Annotated in this window: 1 protein-coding gene; it reads right to left on the bottom strand. The window is 63.5% G+C overall.

The window, feature by feature from the left end; all coding sequences use genetic code 11:
- Nucleotides 1-487 (bottom strand): LamG domain-containing protein (locus JLI01S_RS16515; protein WP_218005540.1); only part of this gene is annotated, 487 nt, incomplete at its 3' end.
- Nucleotides 488-631 lie beyond the last annotated feature (144 nt).

Genomic DNA, 631 nt, shown 5'->3' on the forward strand with positions numbered 1-631 from the left:
CGGTGGCCAGGTCAGCGATCTGCTGCGCGGTCAACGCGCCCGAATACACCCCGACCTCATCCAGCCCACCGACCAACGGCCGATAACCACTCTCACCAGCGCCCAAGAACAGATCCAACGCATTCGAACCCACCGCACCCGGCCCCGCCACCGAACCCTGCTCCACCCCATTGATGAACAACCGCACCCGCGAACCGTCAAAGACCCCAGCCACATGCATCCACGTCGTCCCATCCACCGGATACGACGACGTCGAATCCACCCGGAACGTGTTGCCCGACGACGCCTGGTTCAACCGCACAAACACCTTGCCCCCACTGGACAACCCCACCTCATACCCATCAACCGAACCCTGCGCCGCCTTCTTCACCACATACTGCGTCGCCACCGAACTCGGGCGGATCCACGCCGCCACCGTCATCGGCCCCGACACCCCCACCGACGGCGAATCAGGAACGACCACATAGTCAGAACCACCCAGCTTCAACCCCGGACCCTTCACCCCTGCAACCCGCACCGGCGACCCCACAAACGCCCCATGATTACCCGACCCCGAACCATCAACCACAGAGGAACCCGAACCCTCACCAAAACCCCACAACCCCACCGGACCATCAACCACCGGAACAGG

The organism is Janibacter limosus NBRC 16128 (assembly GCF_001570985.1).
GTDB lineage: Bacteria > Actinomycetota > Actinomycetes > Actinomycetales > Dermatophilaceae > Janibacter > Janibacter limosus.